The organism is Streptococcus oralis, from assembly GCF_004127215.1.
GTDB classification, from domain to species: domain Bacteria; phylum Bacillota; class Bacilli; order Lactobacillales; family Streptococcaceae; genus Streptococcus; species Streptococcus oralis_BD.
The window spans coordinates 1-19,080 of sequence record NZ_QEWJ01000015.1 but is presented as its reverse complement, the minus strand read 5'-3'; the positions used below and the strand labels follow the sequence as shown (position 1 = coordinate 19,080).

General features: G+C 41.5%; 16 protein-coding genes. All 16 read left to right on the top strand.

Going from position 1 to position 19,080, the window contains the following annotated elements; all coding sequences use genetic code 11:
* Window positions 1–29 precede the first annotated feature (29 nt).
* Complete coding sequence (locus DF216_RS09585; RefSeq protein ID WP_129326710.1) at window positions 30–485, top strand: SP_0198 family lipoprotein; 456 nt, start codon at window positions 30–32, stop codon at window positions 483–485.
* A 184-nt stretch (window positions 486–669) separates the two neighbouring features.
* A complete protein-coding gene (locus DF216_RS09580) occupies window positions 670–1,821 on the top strand; it encodes an iron-containing alcohol dehydrogenase (RefSeq protein WP_129326709.1) in 1,152 nt (383 codons plus the stop codon).
* Between the two features lie 87 nt (window positions 1,822–1,908).
* Window positions 1,909–3,177, top strand: a complete 1,269-nt coding sequence (locus DF216_RS09575; RefSeq protein WP_129326708.1) for a glycosyltransferase — start codon at window positions 1,909–1,911, stop codon at window positions 3,175–3,177.
* A gap of 3 nt (window positions 3,178–3,180) precedes the next feature.
* Complete coding sequence (locus DF216_RS09570; RefSeq protein ID WP_125827333.1) at window positions 3,181–4,161, top strand: NAD-dependent epimerase/dehydratase family protein; 981 nt, start codon at window positions 3,181–3,183, stop codon at window positions 4,159–4,161.
* Complete coding sequence (locus tag DF216_RS09565) at window positions 4,136–4,951, top strand: MBL fold metallo-hydrolase (protein ID WP_129326707.1); 816 nt, start codon at window positions 4,136–4,138, stop codon at window positions 4,949–4,951. Before DF216_RS09570 ends, DF216_RS09565 begins: the two co-directional genes overlap by 26 nt.
* A complete protein-coding gene (locus tag DF216_RS09560) occupies window positions 4,929–6,191 on the top strand; it encodes a F390 synthetase-related protein (protein ID WP_129326706.1) in 1,263 nt (420 codons plus the stop codon). The genes DF216_RS09565 and DF216_RS09560 overlap by 23 nt, the downstream gene beginning before the upstream one ends.
* 14 nt (window positions 6,192–6,205) lie before the next feature.
* Complete coding sequence (locus DF216_RS09555) at window positions 6,206–7,150, top strand: 3-oxoacyl-[acyl-carrier-protein] synthase III C-terminal domain-containing protein (protein WP_129326705.1); 945 nt, start codon at window positions 6,206–6,208, stop codon at window positions 7,148–7,150.
* A 134-nt stretch (window positions 7,151–7,284) separates the two neighbouring features.
* Entirely contained in the window at window positions 7,285–8,817 is a 1,533-nt protein-coding gene (gene cls / locus DF216_RS09550; protein ID WP_129326704.1) for a cardiolipin synthase, read from the top strand.
* A 315-nt stretch (window positions 8,818–9,132) separates the two neighbouring features.
* On the top strand, window positions 9,133–10,524 hold the full coding sequence (locus DF216_RS09545; protein ID WP_129326703.1) for a vWA domain-containing protein: 1,392 nt from the start codon (window positions 9,133–9,135) through the stop codon (window positions 10,522–10,524).
* Between the two features lie 256 nt (window positions 10,525–10,780).
* On the top strand, window positions 10,781–11,056 hold the full coding sequence (locus DF216_RS09540; protein ID WP_129326702.1) for a TIGR04197 family type VII secretion effector: 276 nt from the start codon (window positions 10,781–10,783) through the stop codon (window positions 11,054–11,056).
* 2 nt (window positions 11,057–11,058) lie between these two features.
* Entirely contained in the window at window positions 11,059–11,415 is a 357-nt protein-coding gene (locus DF216_RS09535) for a hypothetical protein (protein ID WP_129326717.1), read from the top strand.
* Window positions 11,406–13,022: an ATP-binding protein gene (locus DF216_RS09530; protein WP_129326701.1), complete on the top strand. Its 1,617-nt coding sequence runs from the start codon at window positions 11,406–11,408 to the stop codon at window positions 13,020–13,022. Before DF216_RS09535 ends, DF216_RS09530 begins: the two co-directional genes overlap by 10 nt.
* Complete coding sequence (locus tag DF216_RS09525) at window positions 13,009–13,536, top strand: thiol-disulfide isomerase (protein WP_129326700.1); 528 nt, start codon at window positions 13,009–13,011, stop codon at window positions 13,534–13,536. Before DF216_RS09530 ends, DF216_RS09525 begins: the two co-directional genes overlap by 14 nt.
* Window positions 13,537–13,822: 286 nt before the next feature.
* On the top strand, window positions 13,823–14,494 hold the full coding sequence (locus DF216_RS09520; protein ID WP_129326699.1) for a hypothetical protein: 672 nt from the start codon (window positions 13,823–13,825) through the stop codon (window positions 14,492–14,494).
* A 199-nt stretch (window positions 14,495–14,693) separates the two neighbouring features.
* Window positions 14,694–14,870, top strand: coding sequence for a DUF443 family protein (locus tag DF216_RS09515; protein WP_129326716.1), 177 nt, complete (start codon window positions 14,694–14,696; stop codon window positions 14,868–14,870).
* Window positions 14,871–15,467: 597 nt separating this feature from the next.
* Window positions 15,468–19,080, top strand: a 3,613-nt coding sequence (locus DF216_RS09510; RefSeq protein ID WP_129326698.1) for a mucin-binding protein, incomplete at its 3' end; no start/stop codon positions are given.

The window sequence follows — 19,080 nt, the reverse complement described above, 5'->3', positions numbered from 1 at the left end:
AACATTGGCACAAAAGAAAGGAAACCGCTATGAAAATAAAAACATTCACACTTTCTATTGCTTCCCTAGCAATTCTTAGTCTTTTAGCGGCTTGTGGATCTAAGACACAAGCGCCTACCCAGCAATCTGCTCAGCAACCATCTACTCAACAAGAGTCATCTTCTAGTGCTACTACAAGTGCTAGCCAACCACAGGCGTCCTCAAGTCAGGACACTACTGTAGCTCAACCTACGAATATCGATGGTACCTATACTGGAAAAGATGAGAATGACCAGATCACTCTTGTTGTAACAGGTAAAACTGGTACGTGGACTGAGGTCGAGCCAGATGGAGATAAGGAAATCAAGCAAGTCAGCTTTGAGCCAGAAAATCAACGTGTCATTATCGGTGATGATGTCAAAATTTACACGGTTAATGGTAATCAATTGATTATCGATGATATGGACCGAGAGGCATCTGACCGAGTGGTATTAACTAAGCAATAATGATTAAGTAAAAGTTCCAATGAGATGAAATCCATCTTTTTGGAGCTTTTTTCTTGAAAAAGTGATCAGCGATTCTTTACTGATTTTTTACTTAAAACGCTTACAAATATTTGTAAAACTTATACTGAGGTCGTATACTTATGGTAAATAATCAAATAGCGCAGAGGCGCAGGAGGAAAAGCATATGGCTACATTTTACGTTCCATCAGTTAACCTTATTGGTAAAGGTGTTGTAAATGAAGTAGGTCCGTATATTAAGGAACTGGGGTATAAGAAGGCTCTCTTGGTGACAGATAAGTTCATCGAAGGCAGTGATATTTTACCCAAAGTCCTAAAACCATTAGATGCTGAAGGGATCGAATATGTGATCTTTAGCGATGTGGAGCCAAATCCAACTTGCAAGAACGTCACAGACGGAGTGGCTGTCCTGAAAGAGCATGGATGTGACTTCATCATTAGTCTTGGGGGAGGATCTCCCCAGGATGCGGCTAGTTGTATCTCTATCATTGCGACAAATGGTGGAAAACCACAGGACTACGAAGGACTTCACAAGTCTGCTAAAAAAGGGTTGCCAGTGGTTGCGATCAATACAACAGCTGGGACCTCAGCAGAAATCACCATTAACTATGTGATTACTGACGAAGAACGCAAGGTCAAAATGGTAATGGTAGATAAGAACAGTCTAGCCCTTATCTCTGTTAATGATCCAGAACTCATGCTTTCAAAACCGCAAGCTCTCACAGCAGCAACAGGTATGGATGCTCTTACCCACGCTGTCGAAGCCTTGGTAACACCTGGAGCTTATGATGTAACCAAGAAACTCTCTATCGGAGCCATTGAACTCATCAAGGAGTACCTCCCTCGTGCCGTAGCAAATGGACAGGATATTGAAGCGCGTGAGGCGATGGTCAATGCCATCTTCCTCGGCGGTATGAGCTTTAACAATGCTGGTTTGGGCTACGTTCACTCAATGGCTCACCAACTCGGTGCAGTGTATAATTTGCCACATGGTGTCTGCTGTGCCATGCTTCTTCCAGTTGTAGAACGTGAAAATGCCAAACGCGTACCAGAAGCTTTCCGCAATGTAGCCAAGGCCTTGGGTCTTCATGTTGAAGGGAAAACTGATGAAGAATGTGCTGCCTACGCTATCGCTGAGATTGAAAAATTGTCTGAAACAGTAGGCATTCCGAAGAAACTCACTGAACTCGGTATCCAAGAAAAAGACTTTGACTTTGACTACCTTTCTAAGAATGCTTTGATCGATGCCTGTGCACCAGGAAACCCATTTATGCCGACTTTGGAAGAAACCATTGCTCTCTATAAAGAACTCTTCTAATTTTTAAAGTGAAAAAGAAGTTAAATAATGCTGGAAAGAACTATCATTTTGGTAGTTCTTTTTTTAAAAATTTGCTATCCTAGACATATGAGAAAAATCAAAATTGATGTGGTTGTAGTACCCTTAAGTGGGCATCTCTTCCCAACACTGAATCTACTCGCCCCCTTGTTGAAGGATCCCTTGTATGAGATTCGATTATTTACAGGACCACAACGAAAAGCTGTCGCAGAGGAGATGGGATTCCAGGTGCTTCCTATTTTAGAAAATTCTGTAGACGAGTTTGAGCGTGTAGCCAACAATGAAGGGCAATTAAACCTTATTTCTGCTTATCGACAGTTGTCAGCTAGTCTTGATTTGATCAATGTAGTGTCTGATCAACTAGTGCAAGAGTGGCAGAAAAATCGACCAGATATTGTTATTGCGGATTTTATAACCATCTCTGGAGGACTTGTAGCGGAAGAGTTGGGGATTCCTTGGATTACCACTATGGCGACACAGTTTGCCATTGAAACGACAGATGGACCGCCTTGTTTCTTTGGAGGAATGGGTGGTCCAAAGAATCCTTTCCAATCTATCCAGCAATGGCTAGGAAGAAAAGTGACTCGTTTAGGGAAACGAATCGTAACCTTTCTACTTAGAGAACGCTTGAAACGTTACGATTTTGAGCTCTACAATCACAAAAATCAGGAAACCATTTATTCGCCCTATTCCATCTTGGGAATTGGGATGAAAGAGTTGGAGCTGAAAAGTGGTTTTCCAGAGCACTACCTTTGGGTGGGACCTTTTGGGTCTTCGATTGAGAGGGCAGAGAATTATCCTCTGGATTTGGCTCCTTATGCAAATCATAAGAAAGTCCTCGTATCTTGTGGGACTCAGCTAGCATGGGCCAAAGACAATCTCCTCTACCAGACACAACAATTGGCAAAAGCCCATCCGGACTGTCACTTCTTTGTAACTCTGGGGTTCGGCGGACAAGACTTCCAATGTGAGGAACTTATGGACAATGTTTCTGTGGTATCCTATCTTCCCTATAAAGAATACATTCCCCAGATGGACTATGTGGTTCATCATGGCGGTGCGGGTATTTTTTACCAATGTATTATCTATGGCAAGCCTGCCTTGATTCTCCCTCATGACTATGATCAGTATGACTATGCGGTTCGCGGGCTAGAGGCAGGGATTGCCCTGACTGCTAAACGAGAGGATACGGAAGCGATTGGGCGAGCTTTTGATGAGTTATTGGCTAGAGCTGACTGGTCAGATTTGAACAAACTTAGTCGTGCAGCTCAAGACTACCAGCCAACAGAGATTCTGAAGAGCGAAATACATCGGCTCTTAGAGGACAAGGAGAAATAAAAGATGAAGAAAGTATTGGTAACAGGTGCTACGGGCTTTCTAGGTAAGTATGTTGTTGAAGAGCTCAGTCAGCATGGCTATCAGGTACGCGCTTTTGGACGCAATCGCAAGGTTGGTCAGTCTTTAGAGAACTCCTTTGTGGCATTTTTCCAAGGAGATTTGACCAAGCAAGAGGATCTGATTCAGGCTTGTCAGGGTATGGACATGGTTGTGCATGCGGGAGCTCTTTCTACCGTCTGGGGACCTTGGGAAGATTTCTACCAGACAAATGTCTTAGGGACCAAGTATGTTCTAGAGGCTTGTCGGGAGGCAGGGATGCAGCGTTTGGTTTATGTGTCATCGCCTAGTATCTATGCTGCGCCTCGAAACCAGCTAGCTATCAAAGAAAGCGATGCGCCTCAGGAAAATAATCTGAACAACTACATTCGTAGTAAGCTGGCTTCGGAGAAGCTGTTTAAGGATTACCCCGATGTTCCGAGTATTGTCTTACGACCTCGTGGGCTTTTTGGGATTGGGGATACCAGTATTTTGCCCCGGGTTCTCAAGCTCAGTCAGAAGATTGGTATTCCCTTGATAGGGGATGGTCGTCAGATGATGGATATGACCTGTGTGGAAAATGTCGCTCTGGCCATTCGCTTGGCACTAGAGGCTACTCAGGCTAGTGGCCAAGTCTATAATATTACCAACGGGGAACCAAGAGCCTTTAAGGACCTGATAGAAGAAACCTTGAGAGGGCTTGGCTATCCGATAACATACAGAAGAGTACCGGCTCCTCTTTTGTCAGTTATTGCCAGTAGTTTAGAGTTTCTTTATAAGACCTTGAAACTCAAAGGTGAGCCAGCTCTGACACGCTATACCTATTATCTGCTCCGTTATAGCCAGACGTTGGACATCAGCAAGGCGGAGCGAGACTTGGGGTATCGCCCTCAAATCAGTATTTCGGAAGGGATTGAACAATATGTCCAAGATTATCGAAAGCATTGATTATTTACCAGCAGGATACTGTACTAGCTATACAGGTTTGCTATTTAAAGGAGTCAAGAATAAAAAGATGACCTTCCCAGCTGGTGTCTTTCTGATTAAGCACAGAGACAAAGGCTATCTACTATATGATACTGGCTATCACTATGATATTAAGACCAAACTTCGCTACGCTTTCTATCGTTTGGGGACGCCTGTTCAAATGACAGAGAAGGACCAGATTTCATATTTGCTGGAAGCGAAGGGAATCAAACCAGAAGAAATTAACTATGTCATCCTATCTCATTTACATCCAGATCATCTGGGAGGGGCTAGCTTCTTTCCTCATGCAACCTTTATCCTGACAAAAGAAGTGTATGAAGTTTACCAGAAACCCAAGTTGAAAGACTTGATTTTCAAGGAATTTTTGCCAGCTTCTTTTGAAAAAAATCTAACCATTATCAGAGCTGACCAGCAACACCCGGCATTTCCCTATCGTCTGATTAGTGATCTTTTCGGAGATGGTAGTATCCTAGTAGCCTCTATTGATGGGCATGCTAGGGGGCAAGCCTGTCTCTTTATTCCAGATTATCAGATTCTCATCGCAGCAGATTTATGCTGGGGGATTGACCTTCTACCTTATACCAAACAAATGCACCTGCTTCCTTCTTTGGTTCAGGACAACAAGGATGCCTATATCAAGGGGACAGAGTTTCTGGAGGAAGTCTTGAGAGATGGTATCGAGGTAGTTGTTAGTCATGACCCTGTGGAAAGGATAGAGCGTATCATATATGAAAAAAATAACCTTTCTTAAAACTTTTATTGAAACTCGTTGGCTTCATAACTTCAAATCTCGAGAAGCTGTAGAGAATTACCAGAAAAAGCAATTAGCTAACTATATGAACTTTTTAAAGCGAGAGTCGCCCTACTTTAAAAATGGGGTTCCTAGCGACTTTGACCATATGGACAAGGCTTTTATGATGGAACATTTTAATGAGCTTAACACCCAAGGAGTGGATCGAGATGAGACCTTAGCCTTGGCTATTGAAAGTGAAAAGACCCGTGATTTCACTGAACTTAAAGGCGAAGTGGCAGTTGGTCTGTCTTCAGGGACATCTGGACATCGGGGGCTCTTTATCACGACAGAGAAAGAGCGCAGTATGTGGGCAGCAGCTATATTGGCAAAGATGTTGCCCAAGGGTCAGCTGTTTGGCCAACGCATCGCCTTTTTCCTGAGAGCGGATAATGAACTTTATCAGACCATCAATACAGCACTCATTCGTCTAGAGTACTTTGATATTTTCAAAAATACAGATGAGCACATCGGACGGCTAAATAGCTACCAACCGACTATTGTGGTGGCCCCTGCCTCTATGTTGCTTGAGTTGAGCAAACGACTAAAGGCTGGAGAGTTAGCCATTCATCCCCAAAAGGTCGTTTCTGTGGCAGAAATTTTGGAAGATAATGATAGGGAACGCATCACAGAAGCCTTTTCTCTATCCATTATTGACCAAGTTTATCAGGCAACCGAAGGTTTCCTAGCTTGCACTTGCTCAGCTGGTAATCTGCATCTCAATGAAGACATTATCTTTGTGGAAAAGCAGTATCTGGATGGCCGCCGTTTTTATCCAGTGATTACGGACTTTAAACGAACTAGTCAGCCTGTTTATCGTTACCAGCTCAATGATATCTTGGTTGAAAATTCGAAGCCTTGTCCGTGTGGCTCCTGCTATACACGAATTGACAAAGTCGAAGGACGCTCTGACGACATTTTCTATTTCGAAGGATTGGATGGGGGACAGGTGACCATCTATCCTGACTTTATCAGACGTTGCATCCTCTTTGTGGAGAATGTAGGAGATTACCAAGTCAAACAACATTCTGAGAAGTTAGTGGAAGTTTGTCTAAGCCAACGAGATGAGGGCATGGAGACAGCTATTTTAGCACAGTTTCAACTCCTAGCTCAGCAAAAGCAGTTTATAGTTCCCGAAATCCAATTTTCAGATTATCACTGGGATACTAGCCGTAAACTCAAACGAATCCAACGTTTATGAAAGGATAAAAGACAATGACAGAAGTAAAAAGACATGTAGAAATCGCAGGATATGGTGTTTACCTTCCAAAAAATACCGTCCAATTCAAAGATCAAACGCGTTATCGTGTAGTTGAAAATGAAGAAACGCAGTTAGATTTAGCAGAGGTAGCCGTTCAGAGAGCACTCGAACATGCAAACTTAGATATTAAAGATATCGATTGCCTTGTATCAGCTAGTGCAGTTGGTGTTCAGCCTATTCCTTGTACGGCTGCCTTGATTCATGAGCGCGTGGCAAAAGGACTCTCAATCCCGGCTATGGATATCAATACGACCTGTACCAGCTTTATTTCTGCTCTATCGACCATGTCCCACTTGATTGAGGCAGGCGAATACAATCGTGTCTTGATTGTGTCTAGTGAGGTTGGAAGTTTAGGGCTCAATCCGAATCAAAAAGAAAGTTTTGAACTCTTTAGTGATGGGGCGGCAGCCTTTATTTTCCAAAAAAGCCATGAGGAAAAAGGGGTTATTGCTAGTCTCCAACGTACTTGGTCAGAAGGGGCTCACGATACGGAAATTCGTGGAGGTCTGACTTCTTTTCAACCAAAAGGGTACTCTGAAACGACTAAGACCAATTATATGTTCGATATGAAGGGAAAGAAAATCCTCCTCTTGTCAGCTCGTAAAATCCCAGTCATGTTTGAAGAGTTTCAAGAAAAAACACAGCTAGCCTTGGCAGATGTGGACTATATCATTCCTCATCAGGCTAGTCGCGCCCTTCCTTTGGTTATGGAAAAACTAGGTGTAGCTGAGAATCAATACCTCAACTTAGTTACTGACTATGGGAATATGGTTTCAGTCTCTGTGCCATTTGGCTTGGCTTACTCTTTAGATCATGGACTGGTCAAGGAGGGAGATGTTATTTATCTTATGGGAACTGCTGCCGGTATGACGGTCAATATGTTGGCTCTCAAACTATAATAGGCATCTGAAAACGGAAGAGTTAGAACTTGAGCAAGAGTAAAAGGTTGCTATCTACCCCTGAACTGAGGTATACTAGTAGAAAGATTCGTTTATCAAGCGGTGAGGGAGAACGTTAGAAAAGGAAGGGGATTATGACAGCTAGAAAAATGCAGCTACTCATGTCTAAGTATGGTTTTAGTATTACCATTATGTTGGCAGAGTTGTTTATCGTCTTTGGTTTGTTTCTCTATCTAGGTCGAATGGCTCCGATTGTTTGGATTATCCTAGTTATTTTGATGAGTATGGCGACCATTGTATCGATTGTCAATCGCTCTATGAATCCGGAAAGCAAGGTAACATGGCTGTTAGTAGCCTTTGTTCCAGTATTTGGTCCCCTAGTCTATATCATGTTTGGAGAACGCCGCCTATCTAAAAAAGAGGTCAAGCAGTTGAAACAACTCCAATCAATGGTTGACCGAGAGGACAATAGCAGAGCCCTCCGTTTGGAGTTAAAAGAACAAGACAAGTCTGCTTATGGCGTCATCAAATCCCTCCTCAGTATGGATACGAACGCAGATGTCTATGATCGAACGGATACACAATTTTTTGCCTCTGGTGAAAGTATGTGGTGTCGGATGCTAGAGGACCTCAAGAAAGCTGAGAAATTTATCTTTCTCGAATACTACATCATCGAAGAAGGCTTGATGTGGAACAGCATTTTAGAGATTTTGGAAGAAAAGGCTTCTCAAGGAATAGAAGTTAAACTCCTCTATGATGACATTGGTTGTATGGCTACCCTGCCTGGAGATTATACCATCCAGCTTCGTGGTCGAGGGATTGAAGCCCATAAATTTAACAAGGTGATTCCACGCTTGACCGTTGCTTATAACAACCGTGATCACCGTAAAATCATGATTATCGATGGGCAGATTGCCTATACAGGTGGTGTTAATCTGGCAGATGAGTATATCAACCATATCGAACGCTTTGGTTATTGGAAGGATAGCGGTATTCGGTTGGATGGATCGGCTGTAAAGGCTTTTACCAGACTCTTTTTATCTACTTGGTATATCAACCGTGGAGAGATTAGTGATTTTGATCAATACCATCTCGAGAATCAACCCAAAGATGGGATGGGACTTTGCATTCCCTATAGTAGTGGGCCAAAACCTATCTACCGAGCTCAAGTTGGAAAAACGGTCTATCAAAACCTTATCAATCAAGCTACAGATTATGTCTATATCACGACTCCTTACCTGATTGCCGACTATGATCTAACCGAAAGTATCAAAAATGCAGCTCTGAGAGGGGTAGATGTGCGAATTGTGACGCCATATATCCCAGATAAGAAGGTCATCCAATTGGTTACTCGCGGAGCCTATCCTGACTTGTTGTCTGCTGGAGTTCGCATTTACGAGTACAGTCCCGGATTTCTTCATAGCAAGCAAATGCTGGTCGATGGAGAAGCTGCAACAGTGGGGACCATCAATTTTGACTATCGTAGCTTGCTCCACCACTATGAAAATGCCGTCTTACTTTATAGAACGCAGTCTATCATAGATATTGAGAGGGACTTCGAAAAGATTTTTAAAGTTTCTCGTGAAATCTATCCCCACACGATCAAAACAAGCTGGTATCAAAGCTTGATCAAGGAAATTGTCCAGTTGTTTGCGCCGATGTTATAAGAGGTCATGTTAAAGGTGTTTGATGTGACCAATAACAGCCCTAGGCAGCTAACGGAGATGTCAGTAGGCAAAATCATCTTTGGTGCAGAAATGAAAGGGAGATAAGAGATAAAAGGTGAGACGAATAATGTTATGGCACACCCTGAAGAAAGCTACTCAATCGGTGGGAGAAGCCATCTCGGCTCTTGTTAATACGTTTTGGAGTAGCTTTGGAAGACTATTCTCTATCTTGTGATAATTCAAACATTTTATTTGACAAAATGCTCTTAATTTGCTACCATATTTCCAATATTATTTAAAAAGGGGAAGGCTTTTATGAAAAGTTATAAACGTTCTTTATTTTGGAAATGCAAGTCAGTTTTACTTACGGCAGCCTTAGCATCTGTAGTTGTAGCAGTGGGACAAGTAAGCGCTGATGAAGTAAAAAAACCTAGTCAGACAGCTAACGATTTGGCTCAAACAAGTTCAGATACGGCCAAGCAAACTCCGTCTAGCAAATTGGCTGATGAAACTGTAAAAGAAATCCAAGCTAAGGCAACTACTCCAGTGGTACCAGCTGATAAAGCTCAACCTGGTGATGTTGTTAAGGTGGCTACAACCTCTACAAAACCTAAAGTTGATACTAAAGAAAATGAAACTGGCACAGAAGCTGTAGCTAAAGCAGAAGCTTCTGTAAATGTTGAGACAACTATCTTAGCTGCCAAAGGAACTCCTGTCGGAGAAAAAGCGCCAGTTGTCACTACAAAGACTGCATCTGATCATATTGAGACTGATGAATATGTAGCGGATGTAACTCAGACTGTCAAAAAAACTCGAATCGAAAAAGTTTTGAAAGAAGCAGATGTGACAATCACGAAACAACTATCTGGTACTGCGGATATCGTTTTTGCTATTGATAAATCAGTTTCAATGGATTCATCCATCCAGAATGTTATGCAAAATATCGAGAACTTTGTTCGTGATTTGGCTAGTAAAAAGGTTGATGCTCGTCTTGGTTTAATAGCGTATGAGTCTGCTAAGGATGTTCAATATTTCGATTTTAATGGTTCTAAATTCACTAAGAATGTGGAGGAATACATTAAGGCTCTTAAATCTATTCGAACAGGCGGTGGAATAGAAGAGCCTACAGCTCCTCTTCATCATATTGCAACTTCAAAAGATTACGATTGGTCTACAGCTTCTAATAATCGTCGTTTTGCTTTCTTGATTACTGATGAAGGTATTGATTTCAGTACTCCAGGTATTCCAACAGTAGACGAAACAATCAAGGCACTTAAGGCGGCAAATATTTCCCTATCAGTTGTAGGAATGAAATACAAAGAAGCGACTTTTAAACCTTTAGTTGAAGGCACAAAAGGCCTTTACCTTGATATGAGTCAAGAATTTTCTAGTCTTTTAAATCGTGATTTTACAAATCATGTTGTTAAAACTGTCCAAGAAGGCCGTGTCTACCGTGTCGTAAATGAAAAATACGATTTCTTGGCAGAGGCGCATGTGGTACTTAAACCAAAAGCACCAGTTCAAAATCCGGTAGAAGTGAAACCTGTAGGAAATACTACACCAGTTTATCATACTGAAACAGTCTCTAAAAAGGCTGAATTACCAAAAACAGGTACCCAAGCTTCTTCAGGATTGGCTGCAGCTGGCTTAGTTTTGCTAGCAGCAGTCTCAGGACTTACTGTAGTGACTAAGAAAGAAGAGAAATAAAATATTATCTGTTTTATCAATCGTAGTCAGGTTGGTGAATGATTAAAAACAGGGGAGAACGGATTTGTTCTCTCTTTTTTGTTAGGTTGATAATACTTCCTAGTCTCTCCCGTGATTTGGATATTTGTAAGGGTAGTATTTGATGATGCAAGAACCTCAAAATCTCTGAGGAGCTAGAGTATGATATGTCTTCTGTTTTAGAGTGAAATTATGCTATTTTTGTGTTATGATATGGTCAATATATAATTAATGAGGTATGGGTGGGAAGATAAAATCTAGTACGATAGTAGCAGAGGCAGCTATTAATGAATTGGTCGGGTATGACACGAGCGACAAGCAAAATCAGCAGGTAGAATTTTCATATACTTCTGAAATCGCTGGGATGGAAGCGGAACGTCAGGCTTGCAATCAAATGCTTCAGGCGGTCAGTGATTTCAGCTCGGCTGTTTTGACCCAAGCAAATAAGTTTCCAGAAATTGCTCATAAGATTGAAAAACGCGACGTAGAGCTGGCTAAGAGATGGGAACATTAAAAATGGCAGATAAGAACGAAGAAAAACGCTACAAACTTTGGAGAGAAATTGTCAAGATTGACGATAAAGAAGAAAGTCTTCAGACTCTAAAAAGACAATATGAACAGCAGCTAACTCACTTTCACTCAGAAATCCAGAGTATCCACCATCGTATGGCGACTCTATTGGCTCTCTCACCTAGTTCTCGTCATGTGATAGAGCAGATCGAAAGTGATAATAGAACCATTCAGCGACAGGTCAACTCTTATGTAGAAGAGGAACTGGATGAGTTGGAAAAACAAACGAAGAAGGCTCGTCGAACTTTCGATGAAGCTAGAGAAGAACTGATAGCGGGAAGGAATCGGCTACCATGGGAGTAAAATACAGCGCACAAGAATCCCAAGAATTGATTCAGGCCATGACTAATAATCTCCAAGTCGCAAATGAAGTCACGGACCGCTTATCTAGTGGATGTGACCACCTGATTTTCTCTTTAGACTCAGGTGAGCTGACAGGAGCAGCCTACACAGCTGGGAAGGGTCTCTTTACAGAGATTATCATCCCCAGCATCAAGAAGTTACAAGCAGCGATAGATGATATCCAACTAGAGTTGACCTCCTACAAAAATGCAGATGCTCAGGTCTCAGGATATGGAGATTTGGACCTGGACCAGCTCAAGGAACTGAAAAAATTGAGGGAAGAGCAGTTAGCTATCGTAGAAGCTCAGATTCAAGCGAGAGAGAACTGGCTAAATCAAATCAAAGATTTCTTTAGTCTCAATTGGGGGAAAGCCTTCTCTGAGAAGACCGTCCTCTACAATACTAAGTCTCAAATCGAGTCAGGTATTCAGGATTTGGATGACAAGATTGAAAAACTAGAATTTTTTGTCTCAGAGGTTTCCCAGTATTTCAGCGATAGTCTAGAAGTCCTTAGCTTAGCGATTCAAGGAGCTACGCAACTAAGTAAAATCATTGTCGATAGCGATGGAAACTACTATGCGGACGGTGTGGACATGAGTTGGGTACAGAAGATGAAGGATGTGAAGATTGAGTCACATAAGCTTGATAAGGATATCTCAGTTACTCAGGCTGAAAAAGATAAGAAAAAAATTGTGGAAGATTTAATCTCATCTTACAATCTAGATGAATCTACGGCAAATGTACTTTATAAGCTCCAGCAGGGAATTTTGAAGAAGGCAAAACAAGAAGGATGGACTAATGAAAAAGTTATCTATGAGTACAATAGACTAGTTGCATCTCCAGTCTATGGAGTAAGGGCAACCTGGAGAGGTCTTGCGGGAGTTGTTGATGCCAAAAATACAAGTGATTTAGATGATATTTTGATAAATACGTATTCTTTATCTGAAAGAGAGGTAAAGATATTTAAACGAGGGATTACTGACCAGTATAAATATAATTATAGTAAAGATTTGGCTCATGAAGCTATTCAAATTGCTAGTTTTACTGAGTTATCTTGGGGTGATAGAGACTTATCGAAACTAGATGGCTGGAAGGGATTAAGCGCCCACATTATTAGTACAATTGGAAATTCAACTCGGATTGGAGATCTCTCTGTAAATACCGAAAAGTATGAAAGTTCCTTCAAAGGAGACATTGATTCAGGGAGATATGATGATGCAGATTTTAATTCAGATTTAGATGCTATTACTTCTTACGAAAGAATGATTTCTAAAGATGTAGAAACAAAAGATGTGTTTAAAGTTCAAGCAGATTACAATCATAGTATCCAAACAAACCAGACAAATCGTGTTGAGGAATTCTATACTGTGATGGGAAATGGGGATAAAGCTAACGGTAAACTTATGGTTGAAACGCTTATTGAAAATAATACGATAGGAGGCAACTTTATTAAGTATGGTTTTGATCTCAATATTTTTATTGGAAATCCTAATGACAAAGAAGAGGGTTGGAAACAAGACTTCTATGATTACTTAGATAGAGGGGGTGAAAAAAATGTCGGGACTTAAAAAAATACTAATCGTGATTGGATCTGTAATTGCCTTAGCTACTGGCTTGAATCTTTATTTTCAGTATCAAAACCACCAAGAACATATGCAATTAAAAACCTCCTTTGAAGAGAGGGACAATATAGACGTCTTACAACGTTTGATGGCATCAGAAAAATATGCACCTGACATCCGTAAAGCGGGCTATGTCGTTCCTCCCGATGGAGCTATTCGCTTGGATGGAGGAATTGACTCCATAGAGATAAAAGGAGACATCGATTTGGATATCTCAAATCCGGGACGGAATGGGGTTACTGCTTATTTTAGAATAGAGATAGATGGTAAAATAACTAGTGTACTATATGAATTGGATAAGAACTTTGATTTAGTTTCTAGCGCCTATTTTCAAATAAATGAAAAAAATATAAAAGAGAGTGTGATTATCCCCCAAGCCGAAGAAGAGCGCCTATTAAAAATTGTTCAAAAAGAGCTTGGGGCTTTCATGGAAAAGATGTATCAGACTTTGTATGGATAGTTTACCAGAGAATGTGGCTTCTTTCTCAACACAATGCTTTATGAACAACTGGGCGTGTTGAAAAATTTTACTAGAAAAAGATGCTGTAGACGACAAGGCAGCACACTTTGAAGCTCAAGTGGTGGATAGGTAGATTTAAGAATCCGTAAGTAAGCCTAGGTAGGGTCATTTATTTGATGAAGGTTTTTTTGTAGATAGAAGCAGTCTCTGGTAGATGGGGAGGTCACCAGCGAAGCTGTTAGTAGTCAAAATCATCTTTGGTGCAGGAATGAAAGAGAGATAAAAGGTGAGAAAAATAATTTTTATTGGACAGAGCGGTGATAAGGCCGTTTACTATAACACGCGAACGAGAGAAGCTCTTGTAGCAAATAAGAGCGCCTTGTTAAATACAGAAGGGGCTAGGAAGACCAATAAGGCTATCATTCCTTTGATGTTTGCTTTTGTTTTTTTGGGTATTATCGGAGGATTAGTAGCTATACCTGCATTTTCAGGTTTTCGATACAGTAGCTGGATGGTTCCGCCTTATATCGCTACCCACTTCTTTGTCTGCTTTGGCTTTATATGGATGATGGAAGAGGCCTTGTATAAAGAGGTGAAACAGGTTCAAGGGGCAAGTTCTCAACAGTTCGCGAAAGCTGTTGATTCAAATCTGTTCTGGGACAATTTCAGCAAGAAAAAAGCGACGTTTGGGAAAATGATAGTTTTTCTAATAATACAGTTAGTAATTCTATTTTTAGCATTTATAGGAATTGCTACCATACTAAATATTATAAATTCATTTATAAAGCAGGAGAAATTTGACTCACAAATTTTATTTTCATTATTGATAGGTCTCTTTCCTGCCTTGTTGTACCTTTTCTTATTCCAAAACAACCCCATCCGCTGGTTGTTGGCCGTGCGGAAGTATGAACAAGGGAAAGTGGTGTTTACAGAAGACAAGGAGAAGAAATATGAGTGAGACTCTATTACTATAGGAAACAGGGGAGCAAAACCTTCTTCAGCAAGTGCAAGTACGATTAGATTACGCTAGGAAAACGAATCTTTATCAACGTTTTAAAACGGATGAATTCTCGCTTTATTTGACGTTACGAAAGGTATTATATAAATGTTTAAAAAAGCCGAAATAGAGCCCTTGGCTAAAAAACCTTCGATATCGCATACTAAAAACAGAGGATAGATATTATTTTCTTGATGTAGAACGTCCTTTTTTGATTGTCTACTTCTTACCCTTGTTGATTTATTTTGTGCCTCACAGATTATTCATGCTAAATGCAGACTATCAATTAAAAAAATGGTTCCTTATCATTCAAACCTTGCAGAAAGAAACTATTTGATTCTTAGAACTTCAGTCTTGTTTTTGTCTCACCTTTTGTTGGGTGAGTTTTTCTTTTAGTCTTTTCTAGTCCAGTCAAAAAGTCTAAATATTTGAAATTATTAGAAAAATAGAAATAAATTGCCCCTGTCGGAAGCCTTGGAGATAGATGTTGGCTCATGATGTCTGGATTAAAAAGAGTGATTTTGGAGAAGATCGTTTCGGTTTTGTATACAAAAGTGAGAAGAGCGCTAGAGTTAAGTGCTTTAACCAGTGGCTAGACTGGGCTTTCTTTTGCCTCGGAAGGTCGTTTCTTTTCGATTTTTGTAGCAAGAAGCAGACAGGTCATTTTTGAAGAAATAAGGATTATGCATTTTTGGGTATAAAACATGCATTTAGAAGTTTGCAACACGATGTTACACTTTTGTTACAATGGGAAATAAAATAGCAAAACTCTTGATATAATGGGAAAAAACGGGTATAATGATAAGCATGGTTTGATGTCGAAACTTTGGCATTATAATCAACAACCACATATTATTATATGTTTTAAACATCGAATGATTAGAATATTGCATAGTAGGTGGTTGGACTATATTTAAAACAAGGAGAAACGTTCATGGATAAAAATGCGCGACGCAGATTACACAGAGCGAGTGCTGAGAAACGACTTCGATACTCAGTGCGTAAGTTTAATGTAGGTGTGGCTTCCGTAGCCGTCGCAGCTTTCATGTTCTTGGGCGGGAACGCTGTTGCAGCCAACACATTGGCTAAAACAGATTCCCCAAGCACTTCTACAGAGAAGAAGGAGACTGTACCAGAATCGGAGGGGAAATCAGGTCCAGATACTTCTAAGTCTGCTGCAGATGCTACTTCAGCCGCAGAAACTGTAGCAAGTTCTGAAACCCCATCTAGCCAAGTGGCGGATAAAGCTGTGAAACCGGAAGTGGCTTCAAAGAGCGAGGCTGCTTTAAAAGAAGCAACTTCACAAGTATCTGAGGCTTCAGTTGCAAATAGCCAATCAGCTGCTTCTGCAGTTAAGTCTGAAGCTACATCTGTAGCGGCATCAACTGCCTCTTCATCTGAAACTGTAGCAGAATCTACTACTGCAGAATCTGGCAAGTCTTCAATTGAAAAAGCAACTAGTCAGGCTGCTAGTTTGGCAACTGCTGGTCAAAATTCAACTGCTGTAGCACGAAGCGAAGCAAATTCTACATTGGCTGCTGCTCAACGCGAAGTAGATAAAGGCTATGCTGACTTCCGTAAATCAGGAGAAAGCGGCTTCCGTTCGTTTGACCCACAAACAGGGAAAACAACTGTAACAAAGGAAAACTTCCTTGATTACTTTAGATTGAATGGTTCAGCTACCTATAATTCATACGATGGTATCGTAACCCTTACTCCAGATGAAAACTCTAAGACAGGTAACTTCAGTCTGAAGAGTAAGATCAATATGAACCAAAGCTTTAACCTGACTGGAGGAGTTAACCTTGGTAGCAAGACTCAGGAACGTTATGGTGCCGATGGTATCGGTTTTGCCTTCCATACAGGGAACACAACAGACCTAGGTGCCGATGGTGGTAACCTTGGTATCGGTGGTTTGCGTAACGCAACTGGTTTCAAACTGGATACTTTCTGGAACGTCCACACGCCACCAAAGGGAAACCGTTTTGATACTAACAACACTGACTCTTTCCAATATGGTTGGGCGGAAGACCCTCGTCTGGGACAGTTCGGTGCTTGGGTAAATACCACTCATAAACAAGTTCCTGGTGCTCGTGGTCTCTTCGGACCTAGTGGCACATATGAGCGTTGGTGGGCTGAGACAGATGCTGGTAGTGCTCAGCGTCTGGACTCAAGTGACCTAGATGGCCGTTTCCACAGATTTGCTATCAACTATGACGGTGTAACCAAGCAATTAACTGTCTATTACGAAAGTAATCTTGGTATCAAGAAATGGACGAAGAAAGTTTCTACTCCAGAACAACTGATGTCCATGGTGGTTACGGCTACGACTGGTAACTACAAGAACTTGCAACAGTTCCAAATCAAGCGTTTTGACTTCTATCAAAGTGCCTCTGTCGATGTACGTTATGAAGATGAGCAAGGTCGAGAACTTACAGAAGGCTCAGTAACTTATCCACAAGGTGCCTTTAAAGGTAAGGCCTATACAACTGAACAGAAGAAGATCCCTGGCTATGGTTTCATTGGAATGAAGAGAGGTAGCTTGCCACCTTCAGGAACTCTGGCTGACTGGGGAACAAACGGTACAGTAACCTACGTTTATCGTAGAGGTGCTGCCGATGTTAAGACAGAAAAACAAACTGTTACTCGTAGAATCGAATACCGCTATAGAGATGGTCAAACAGCAGGACGTCCAGCACTTCCGCAAACAGTTACTCAAACAGCTGAGTTCACTCGTACTGTGACAGGTGGCAGACCTGGCCCATGGAGTCCAGCGAGCCAAAACTTTGGTGGCGTAAATACACCAAGCATTACTGGTTTCACACCAGATAAAACTCGTGTGGATGGTATCACAGTGAACGCAGGTTCTACTCCAGGAACTGAGATTGTTTACTATGAAAAGATTGCGCCAAGAGTAACAACTGAAACAAAAGACGTCACTCGTACAGTTGCTTACGAATACGAAGATGGCGTGACTTCAGGTCGTCCAGCTCTTCCACGTGAAGTACAACAAAATGTACAATTTACTCGTCAAGTGTCAGAAGACCCAGTGACTGGTCAAAAGACATACGGCAATTGGACACCAAGTCGTCAAACTGTAGATGCGGTTGATACACCAGCTATTAAAGGCTTTACACCAAATAAAACTCGTGTAAATTCAGCCTCTGTTTCGCCAACAGACCCAAGCTGGCGTGAAATCGTTTCATACCGTAAGAATAATCCGAAAGTAACAACTGAAACTAAGGATGTTACTCGTACAGTCGCTTACGAATATGAAGACGGTGTGACTAGAAATCGTCCAGCACTTCCGCAACCGGTTGAGCAAACAGTTCAATTTACTCGTCAAGTGTCAGAAGACCCAGTGACTGGTCAAAAGACATACGGCAATTGGACGCCAAGTCGTCAAACTGTGGGTGCAGTTGACAGCCCAGAAGTAGCAGGCTTTACACCAAGTAAACCACGTGTAAATTCAGCTTCTGTTTCACCAACAGATCCAAGCTGGCGTGAAATTGTAAGCTATGCACCGGCTACTCAACGAGGAACTATCGTTTACCGTACAGATGGTAGAAACGGTGTTCCAGCTAAAACGCTCCACACAGATAACGTATCAGGCCAATCAGATACACCTGTAAACTACACAACAACTGATAAAATCAATGAATTCAAGCAACAAGGGTATGATCTTGTTAGCGACGGCTTTACTAAAGCTGGAGGTCAAAGATTTGACAGCAATAATAATGTAGACCAAACATGGGAAGTTGTCCTAACTCCACGTATTGAGACAAGAAGCGAGACAAAACAAGTTCTTCGTACTATTGAATATCAATATGGTGATGGTGTAACAGAAGGACGTCCAGCGCTTCCTCCTACTGTCACTCAACCAGCATCATTTAATAGACAAGTCTCTGTGAACAAAGTGACAGGTGTTGAAACTCCAGGCGCTTGGAGCAGACGAAGTGGAACTCTTCCAGAAGTGTCTTCTCCTGGCATTACAGGATTTACTCCAGATAGAGCATCAGTTCCGCTTATCACTGTAACTCCTACTTCTCCTGATTCAAAAGAGGTTGTCAAGTATAACTTGGATGAGCAACGCGGCTCTATCAAGTACGTAACAGATGGTAAGAACGGTGTGCCAGTTAAGACTCTTTACACAGACCCTGTGACTGGTAAGTCAGGTGAACCAGTATCTTACTCAACAGTAGCTCGTATCGAACAATTGAAACAAGCTGGTTACACACTTGTAAGTGATGGTTTCACTCAACCAAATGGTCAGACGTTTGATAAAGATAAAACACAAGATCAAACATGGACAGTTGTTGTAACTCCTCGCTTGGATGACAATACGAACCCAGCTGAGTTGAACAACAAGGTTACTCGTACGATCAAGTACCAATACGCAGATGGTAAACCAGAAGGTCGTCCAGCTCTGAAAGCTCCAGTAACTCAAGAAGCAACCTTCACACGTACAGGTGAACGTAACCGTGTAACAGGCGTTGAAACCTTCGGCGCATGGACACCAGCTACGAAAGAATTGGCACAAGAAACTA